Genomic DNA, 283 nt, shown 5'->3' on the forward strand with positions numbered 1-283 from the left:
ACCTAGGATATCAGCAAGATCCTGCTCAACCGTAGTGATCAAGCGAAGGCCCGTTTGCTCATTAAGATGATTAAGTAGGTTCTCAGTTAAGAATGCTGGCGCAGTAGGACCTACGCGGATATCTTTAATACCCAGAGCTAATAGAGTCAGCAATATGGCAATCGCCTTTTGCTCAAACCAAGACAGAATCAACGACAGAGGCAATTCGTTTACACCACACTCAAACGTATCAGCCAAAGCCAGTGCTAACTGAATTGCAGAGTAAGCGTCGTTACATTGGCCC

1 pseudogene is annotated in these 283 nt (G+C 45.6%); it reads right to left on the minus strand.

Going from position 1 to position 283, the window contains the following annotated elements:
- Nucleotides 1-283 (minus strand): annotated as a pseudogene (locus tag AB4585_RS25890) (hydroxylamine reductase); the annotation flags it as partial.

The organism is Vibrio sp. 10N.222.49.C9, from assembly GCF_041474985.1.
GTDB lineage: Bacteria > Pseudomonadota > Gammaproteobacteria > Enterobacterales > Vibrionaceae > Vibrio > Vibrio crassostreae_C.